Source organism: Gordonibacter sp. (assembly GCF_036667095.1).
In the GTDB taxonomy this organism is placed as follows: Bacteria; Actinomycetota; Coriobacteriia; order Coriobacteriales; family Eggerthellaceae; genus Gordonibacter.
In genome coordinates, this window is record NZ_JAVWUP010000109.1 from 1 (window position 1) to 8,868 (window position 8,868).

Here is an 8,868-nt window from a genome sequence, read left to right on the forward strand (position 1 = left end):
ACGATGCCTGTGCCAACTTGGACGCACATGCGACCGCCTGTGCGCTCGCTTCGTTGGTGGAAAAGGTAGGGGAGTACGACCTTATCCTCTGCGGTGATGGCTCGGCCGACAACTATGCGCAGCAGACCGATGTGCAGTTGGCTGCGCGTCTGGGCCTGCCTGTGGTGAACGCGGTGTCCAAGATCACGCCCGAGGCGGGTACTGTCGTTGTCGAGCGTACGCTTGAGGACGTGGTCGAAACGGTGCGCGTGCCCCTGCCGGCTGTGGTGTCCGTAACCCCTGATGTTGCGGTGCCGCGCATCCCGGGCATGAAGGATATCCTGGCCGCCGGCAAGAAGCCGATGGACGTGTCCGGTGTTGCGGGTGCCTGCGAGAACGCCCTGGAGACCGTGTCCTGCCTCGCTCCCGAGCAGGCCGACCGTAAACTCGAGATCCTCGACGCGTCGGCCGATGGCGCTGTTGCTCAGTTCGCCGCCGCCCTTAAGGCAGCCCTCTAAACTTACCCGCTCGTTCGTAAGAAAGGCAGAGTTGATAGTCATGAAAGCACTTGTTATTACTGAGGGCGCAGATGCCGCTCGTGAGCTTGCCGCAGGAGCCCGCACATTGGCCGACGAGGTCGTGCTGGTCTCCTTCGCCGAGGCCCCCGAGGGCGTTGCCGACAAGGTAGCCTGCATTGCCGTGCCGGAAGGTTCCATTGTCGACGATGCGGCCGATACGGTCATCTCGCTGTTCGATGCCGAGCAGCCGGGCATCGTGCTGGTGGAGCCCACGCGCCGCATGAAGTCCATCGCCGGCAGGCTTGCCGCACATGCCGGCACAGCCGTCATCACCGACGTCATGTCCTTCGAGGGCGGCGGAGCCAAGAGCCTGTACTTCGGCGGCGTGGGCGAGCGCGTGCAGAAGGCTTGTGGCGGGGTGGCCATCTATACGGTGGGAGCCGGCACGTTCGCCGAGGCTCAACCCTCTGGTGCGAATACTGTTCTGAACATCGCCTGGGTCACCCCGGCGCATCCGGTCGAACTCGTGGATCGCAAGCCCATCCAGAAAAGCGGTGTGGACCTGTTCAAGGCCGATGCTGTGGTGGCTGCGGGCCGCGGCTTCGCCGAGGAAGCCGATCTCGACCTGGCCCGTGCACTGGTGGAGAAGATCGGCGGCGGCCTCGCCTGCTCACGTCCGCTCACCGAGGGCGTGAACTGGCTGCCCACCGAGACCTATGTGGGCGTATCCGGCCTCATGCTCTCTCCGAAGGTATACGTGGCAGCCGGTATTTCCGGACAGATGCAGCATATGGTGGGATGCAACCGTGCCAGCACGCTGTTCGCCATCAACAAGGACAAAAATGCCCCCGTGTTTAAGCAGTGTGATTATGGCCTGGTAGGAGACGTAAAAGAGGTGATCCCTGCTCTGGTTGCTGCTCTTTAAACGTATCAAGAATCCCCCGCCTTTAGGCGTGGGGAGTGTCAAGGCGAGTACCGCACTGAAGCGTATTTGTCCCTTATCGGGTGCGCGACGGAATAGTATGCTGGAAATGTGCAGGGAACACCTGGTTTCGATGCTCCCTGCATAGGCACCCTCCATAAAAGAAAGGAACCAACCATGTCAGATTTCGACGCGATCGTCGTGGGCGCAGGCTGCGCCGGGTCGGTCGCGGCCTTTGAGCTTGCGAAGGCCGGCAAGTCGGTCCTCGTGGTCGAGCGCGGCAACTTCGCCGGCGCGAAGAACATGACGGGCGGCCGCATCTACTCGCACTCGCTCAAGAAGGTTTTCCCGGACTTCGAGTCCGAAGCGCCCCTCGAGCGCAAGATAACCCACGAACGCATGGCGTTCATGGACCCCTGCGCGCAGATGGCCGTGGACTTCACGAGCCCCGAGCTTGCCGAGGAGGGCAAGGACTCCTATTCTGTGCTGCGCGCGCCCTTCGACCAGTGGCTGGCGAGCAAGGCCGAGGAGGCCGGCGCCGAGTACATCTGCGGCATCGCGGTCGAGGAGCTCTTGCGCGACGATGCAGGCCGCATCGTCGGCGTGCGCGCCGGCGAGGACGAGATCACCGCGGAGGTGACCATCGTGGCCGAGGGCGTGAACACGCTGCTGTGTGAACGCAGCCTCGGCAACGCCCGCCCGAAGGCCTCCCAGATGGCGGTCGGCATCAAGCAGGTCTTCGAGCTGCCGGCCTCGACCATTGAGGATCGCTTCCTGGTGCCGGAAGGCGAGGGCGCGGCCATGCTGTTTGTCGGCGACTGCACGCACGGCAACGTCGGCGGCGGCTTCCTCTACACCAACAAGGACTCCATCTCGCTTGGCCTCGTGGCCACCATCTCCACGGCCGCCGACGGCTCAAACGAGATGCCGGTCTACCAGATGCTCGAGGACTTCAAGAATCATCCGGCCGTGGCCCCCATCATCCGCGGCGCCAAGCTCGTGGAGCACTCGGGCCACATGGTGCCCGAGGGCGGCTACGACATGGTGCCGACCTACGTGTTCCACGGCGCCCTTGTGGCCGGCGAGGCGGCAGGCCTTTGCATGAACATGGGCTACCAGGTGCGCGGTATGGACTTCGCCGTGGCCTCTGGCCAGATGGCAGCCCAGGCGGCCGTCAAGGCGCTCGACGCGGGCGACACGTCCGCCGCGGGGCTGGCCTCCTACAAGACGACCATGGAAGGCTCCTTCGTCATGAAGGACCTCGAGACCTTCCGTCGCTGGCCTCACGTCATGGAGGGCTGGAAGAGCATGTTCACCGACTACCCCGTCATGGTGGGCGAGATCATGAACGCCCTGTTCAAGGTGGACGGCGAGCCGCAAAAGCCGCTCATGAAGCGCATGATGCCTATCGTGAAGAAGCGCGGGCTGTTCAAGCTGGCCGGCGAGGTAAGGAAGGCGGTGAAGTCGCTGTGAGCAAGATCGCGAACATCACGGTCAACGTGGACGAGTTCCTGGCACTGGACAAGTACGAGGTGGACGAGGAGTGCGCCCACATCGAGTTAGTGGACGACCCCGACACCGATGAGTTCATGAAACTCGTGCGCGTGTGCCCGGCCGCCCTCTACAAGATCGACGATGCCGGCGCGAAGTCCTTCGACTACGCGGGCTGCCTGGAGTGCGGCACCTGCCGCATCGCCTGCGAAGGCACCATCGTGAAGAAATGGGAGAACCCCGGCCCCACTATGGGTGTGGAGTATAGGTACGGGTAGGGAACTGTTACGCAAGAGGCTAGACCAACGACGCGCCTTCGACTTTCGGTCGAGGCGCGTCGTTGCATCTGGTTAGTCGTCTTGCCGCCTCAGCCTCTTTGCCTCTCTGCACCTCCAAAGCAGTGCGCTTCGAATTCGGTGGCTGGCATGGGCTTGCCGTAGAGGTACCCCTGTGCGAACTTGCAGTTCGCTTCCCGCAGAACTGCTTCCTGCGCTTTGGTCTCGATGCCTTCGGCGACCACTTTGATGCCGAGGCTGTCGCATATATCGATAACGCTTTCGAGAATGGCACGGTAGCCTTTCTTCTTCTCTACCTCGGCAATCAGGCTGCGGTCGATCTTGAGTACGTCGAAATCAATGTCGACCAAGATCGACAGATTCGTATACTTGGTGCCGAAATCGTCGAGCGATATCGAGTAGCCCGCTTGGTGCAGGTCCTGTGCTGCTTGGTACAGGACGCTTTTTCCTATCACTACGGCACTTTCGGTGATTTCGACTTCGATGTTGCGCTTTGCCACGTCGTACTGCGAGACGATGGCTTCGATAGAAGCTGCTATGTTGCGCTCCAACAAGGTGAACCGAGAGAAGTTGAGCGACACGACGGGCAGCGCGAAGCCTTTGCTTTTCCAGTTTTCCAGCAGCTTGCATACCTCTTCTAGTACGAAAAGGTCGATGTAGCGGATCAGATCGTTCTTTTCCAGCGCGTCAATGAACTTACCAGGCGGCACGATGCCCAGCTCGTCGTTTTGGAAACGGATGAGCGCCTCGGCACCGATTACCTCTTTGCTGGCTAGATCGACCTTAGGCTGGAGGAATACCTTGAAATCGCCGTTGTCGAGTGCGGTCATCAGGTCGCTGAGCATCTTGCGGTGCGAGGTGTTCTCACGCTCGTCAGAAGAGTCATGAAGCAGCTTCTTGCTGCTCTGCATGACAACGGTCGCCTGTTCGATCAGTTGTGGCAGGTTTTTCTCGATGTCGTCCCATGAGCAGCCGACGGAGACGGTGAAGCATCCGTTCTCTTTCACCAGCGCTTCGAGTGACCGGACCGCGTCCTGCACATCGTCGAGGCTCGTGTCGAGCGCGACTGCCAAAAATTCGTCGCCATCCAGCCGGTATAGGGTGTATCCTGGCAGCGCCTTGCGGAGGATGCCTGCGAACTCCTTGATATATTGGCTGCCCGTTTGGAAGCCATGCAGCTCGTTGATGCGCTTGAGGTGATCTATGTTGGCCACGACGACCCCGAGGTTGGCAACGAGGTCGGGGTCGTATTCTGCGACGAAGGACTCGAAACTTCTCCTGCTCAAAAGATCGGTCAGATTGTCATGGAGCACGGTGTGGATCGTTTTTTCGGCAAGGCTTCTCTTGTTCAGCTCGTTTTCCAAAAACACGGTGAACGAGCTGAGGAACGAGACGTTCTGCAGGTCGCACGACAGATTGTCGATGCTGATGAAATCATGCTCACCTTCGCCGCCCATGATACGCAGCCAGCGTTGATTACGCGTTCCGTGCATCTTCATATGCTCGTACATGCCGTAGGAGTGGCACAGCATAGCCTCGGGGGTTTCGAAATTGAGAGGGTGCTCCCACGACATGCCCTCGACCCAAGCGCGGACTTCATGCTCGTAGGCTGCGTCGAGGCGGGGGAGGTTGCGGGGCCACGTGCGAGCGCACTCGAGGGGCTCGTCGATGCCGGAATGGTGCCACAGGCGCACCTCTCCGGCGCGGAAGAACGTGCCGATGGTCTCGATAGCCGTCGCCACCACGTCGTCTAACGTGTCGGCTCCCGTCATGCGCTGCACGCCTTCCAGGATGGCATGCATTTCCATCGAACCGGTTTCGAGCGAATCCACAATGCTCTTGTTATTGGAGATATCCACCGCCAAAGCGAGCAGCACCTCGCGCCCATTCCAGTTGACGAGCTTGTTTTTAATAAGAAACTCCTGTTCGAGGACGAGGTTGTAATTTCGCCAAAGATAATACTTGTCGGTGGCCCAATTCGCTTTGCCGCAGAAAGGGCAGGGCGATTCTCGACGATGCATGAGCTCGTAGCAGGTTCGACCTTTGCATTGCTGCTCGGTCATGCCGATGCGGTCGTAGAAGGCCTTGTTTCCTCGGAGCAGGGTGAAGCTGTCGACATCCACGAGATAGGCGATGTCGCCTTGTTCTCCGACAAGCTCATTGATTGCCCGATACGACGCACCTTCTTCGTTTCGGCTGCATACAAGGTCGAGTCTGTCCCAGGCGACAGGCTGCACGACGCTGGTTTCATCCTCTTCGGATTCCTTGCGTCTGTCCAGAAGAGGGGTGCTCTCCTGGTCGAAGAAGCGCCTGCTGCCTTTTCCTGCGATCTTCGCTTCGTACAAGGCGACGTCTGCGCGGCGAAACAGGTTCTCGTAATCGTTGGGCCCCTTTGCGCAGATGATGCCGATGCAGCAGGAGATCAAGTCGGCATCGACGTCTGTCATCAGGACTGCGTCGAATTCGTCGAGACGCCTCCTTACCTGTTCATGGGTGGAAACGCCTTTTATGAACAAGATGAACTCGTCGCCGCCGAAGCGTCCGACGATGTCGTTTTTCCTAAACATACCGTTCAGGATGTGAGCGAACTTAATCAATACGCGGTTTCCGACATCGTGCCCGAGGTTGTCGTTGATGGCCTTGAGGCTGTCGAAATCGATGATCATGAATGCATAGGGCTCGTCTGAGGAGACGGTAGCGAGGTAGTCGCCGATGGCGCTTTGCGCTGCCCTTTTGTTGTAGATGTCGGTGAGCTGGTCGAAGGTCGAATGGTGAAGCGCGGCAAGCTCCTGCTTTTTCTGGGCTTCGATGCTCCTTAGGTGCAGCAAGCCGAACACGTGGCGACTCAGCGGGTCTTTGAACAGGTGGACGCTCAGCTTCATCCAAACCATCTTGTTCTGGTCGACGATGCGCCGGAGCTCGCATTCGAGCGTGCTGATGCCGTTGTCGAGCGACTCGATGAAGTTCTCGCACCGCATGAACTCCTTACAGTGCCTTCGGTCGTCGGTGTGCACCACCTTGTCGATGAACTGGTGGAAAAGGTCGGTGTAGGCCATCTTGTCGATGATCTCGTTGTAGAGGTTCCATATGCCGCCGACGCGCAAAATACGGTTTTCCGTAACATCGATCTGGCCGTATGCATCCTGTTCGGAGAGCAGGGCCTGGAAGAACTGTGTTTCGCGGAGGTAGGCGAGAGCGGTTTCCTTTTGCTGGGTGATGTCTTCGAGCACGCCGATGATCCGGTGGGGGTGCTGGGAGGCTGACGAGGTGCTGGAGAGGGTGAGCCGTGCCCAAGCGGGTTTTCCCTTGCGTGTTTGCGCCTTGAATTCGTAAGAGCATCGCTCTTGGCCGACGGCGTAGAGGCTGAGGCCGGCGCGGAGGGTGGCCGCATCGTCGTCTGGCACGACGATTTCCTCTATGAATCGATCAATGAAGTGGGGGCAGGTGCCGCTGTCGCCTGCAGGCGACATGGGCAGGAGATCGGGCGAGCCGAAAAGGCGAGCGGTTCCATCGGCTGGATCGTATTGGAACGCACCCAGCCGTGCCTCCTCGGCGGCATGTTGGAAGTTGTCAAGCCTTAGCTCGTCGCGCAGCGATACATCCATAAGGAAACTGATGTCGACCGAGGTGCAGTGGAGGACGGGGCCTATCTCGCTTTCTCGGCGGGCGATCGAGGTGAGCACCCAATAGCTCTTCCCATCGTAAAGAATCCGCTGGTAAAGCGTCCCCGACTGGCCGAATTCCAACTTCTCGACCAGTTTCCCCGTCGCTTGAAGCGAATCCTTGTCCAGCAAGGCACCTAAGCGGTAACCGAGCTTTTGCGCCAGTTCTTCTTGAGAGAAGCCCGGCCGGGAAAAGAAGAGGTCGTTTCCTTCGACGAAGGAGAAGTCGATGTCTTGCTTGACGACGTAAGCTGTGCAAGGAGAGTGTTCGAGCTGGGGTTTGATGCGTTCGCGGTACTGCCTCTCCAGAAGCAAGGAGTCTTCTCGGCTGGCTTGCTGCGTGATCGACACGGCTGTCCTCTCTCGCATGCGCTGGGATCGCGCGTTGCTGACCGGTAAAAAGATGCATATGCCCTGAATTCGAGCGTGGGCCATGGGCGTACTGCCTTTGCTGTGCGCACGTCGCGGGCATCTCCTGAGGGGTCGACAAAAGAGCTACAGAGGCGTGCGGCCAACCAGGATGGCTTCTGCAATTTTGATATAATAGTGCATCGCTCGGGTATTTGATAGCCAAGAAAAAGCTCTTACCTCCGAACTGCGTATTTTCTCTTTTATTTACGGGGATTGAGGCTATCAGGTCGGTCGTTGCTCGGTTTGATAGCCTTGTCCGCGAGCATTTTGCTCCGTGACCCGAAAAGCAATCCCATCAGGCATCTTTCGGTTGCTCCTCTGACGGCAGGCGATAGAGGCTAATCCGCCTTCTTCCGCAGTCCCCACACGTACAGTCCGGCCATGACCAGCACGCTTGCGCCAGTGAGCACGGCGATGCCGAAGATGAAGTTCGGCCACTGCAGGGTGGCGATGACGGTGGCGAACGACGTGAGCAGCGCATAGGAGAAGTTGGAGAACGACGAAGCTGCCCCGACGCGGCTCGACGGCTGGTCCAGCAGCACCACGAATGCCATTGGCCGCACGATGCCCTCGGCCAGCGCGTAGGGGACAAACGCCACCAGGAACAGCACGGGGCTTGCCGTGCCGAACAGCGCGAGCATGACGAACGACGCTGCGGTCAGCCAGACGCACAGCACGAGGATGGCGCGCACGCTCATGCGCTTCGACAGCGCCACGTACACGTAGGGCGCAGCGATAGTGACGAGGCAGGCACCGGCGTAGATCATGCTGTACTCGAAGTACGACACCGCGAAGAAGTCCATCAGGATGTAGGACACCACGGCGATGAATGCGAAGTAGGGCATGCCCGCTATGCCCATGAACAAGGCGAGCGACGAAAACTTGCGGTCGTGCATCAGAATGCGTATATCGGAGACCATGGAGCCCAGCGCCGCCCCGACGCCCGTTTGGCTCCGTTCTGCCTTGCTTGCGTGAGGATGCGTTTCCGAGATGAGCAGCGACAGCCCCAGTGCAACGAAGCCGCAGACGGTCAGCAGCGTGAATATGCCGCGCCAATCCGAGAACGTGAGGATGAACGTGCCCAGAAAGGGCGCAACGGCGGGCCCGATGATGATAAGCGACTGCAACGCCGTCATGGCAAGCTTCAGGTCGTTGCCGTCGAAGGAGTCCTTGATGAGCGCCGTTTCGATAGTGACTACTGCGCCGTAGCCCAGCGCCTGTCCGATGCGGAACACGATGAGCACCTCGACGGTGGGCGCCAACGTGCAGAACAGCGACGATGCCGCGAACAGCATGCATCCGAACACCAGCACCGGCTTGCGCCCGAAGCGGTCGCTCACGGGTCCCGCCATGATCACACCCACGGCACTGAACACGAAGAAGGCGAACACCGTGAGGTTCAGGTACGCCTCGGTCACGTCGAAGACGCGCTGCATGCTGGGCAGCGCCGGCACGTACATGTCGATGGATAGGATAAGCAGCAGGTTGATGGCCAGGGCGCACGCGAAAAACGAACGTGGCCCCAAGCGCTTCTGCGGATGCGCCAACTGCATGAAAAGCTCCCCTCGTACCCCAAGCAACCCGCGCTT

6 protein-coding genes are annotated in these 8,868 nt (G+C 59.6%); 4 read left to right on the forward strand and 2 right to left on the reverse strand.

Annotated elements, in window-relative coordinates:
* The 4 genes from RR842_RS09660 to RR842_RS09675 form a co-directional block, all read left to right on the forward strand.
* Positions 1-497: electron transfer flavoprotein (locus RR842_RS09660; RefSeq protein ID WP_332729602.1), on the forward strand; the 497-nt coding region annotated here is incomplete at its 5' end.
* A 40-nt stretch (positions 498-537) separates the two neighbouring features.
* Positions 538-1,422 (forward strand): electron transfer flavoprotein subunit alpha/FixB family protein, encoded by an 885-nt coding sequence (locus RR842_RS09665; protein ID WP_332518363.1) that lies wholly within the window; start codon positions 538-540, stop codon positions 1,420-1,422.
* 174 nt (positions 1,423-1,596) lie between these two features.
* Complete coding sequence (locus RR842_RS09670; protein ID WP_332729604.1) at positions 1,597-2,892, forward strand: FAD-dependent oxidoreductase; 1,296 nt, start codon at positions 1,597-1,599, stop codon at positions 2,890-2,892.
* Positions 2,889-3,188: a ferredoxin family protein gene (locus RR842_RS09675; RefSeq protein ID WP_332554346.1), complete on the forward strand. Its 300-nt coding sequence runs from the start codon at positions 2,889-2,891 to the stop codon at positions 3,186-3,188. Before RR842_RS09670 ends, RR842_RS09675 begins: the two co-directional genes overlap by 4 nt.
* Before the next feature lie 89 nt (positions 3,189-3,277).
* On the opposite strand, the gene RR842_RS09680 is transcribed toward RR842_RS09675, so the two are convergent.
* Positions 3,278-7,219, reverse strand: coding sequence for an EAL domain-containing protein (locus tag RR842_RS09680; RefSeq protein ID WP_332729605.1), 3,942 nt, complete (start codon positions 7,217-7,219; stop codon positions 3,278-3,280).
* A gap of 398 nt (positions 7,220-7,617) precedes the next feature.
* Positions 7,618-8,868: MFS transporter (locus tag RR842_RS09685; RefSeq protein ID WP_332729606.1), on the reverse strand; the 1,251-nt coding region annotated here is incomplete at its 5' end.

Excerpts from the sequence above, each read along its gene's own strand:
- RR842_RS09665 (WP_332518363.1), top strand. The coding sequence starts at position 538 with ATGAAAGCACTTGTTATTACTGAGGGCGCAGATGCCGCTCGTGAGCTT.
- RR842_RS09670 (WP_332729604.1), top strand. The coding sequence starts at position 1,597 with ATGTCAGATTTCGACGCGATCGTCGTGGGCGCAGGCTGCGCCGGGTCG.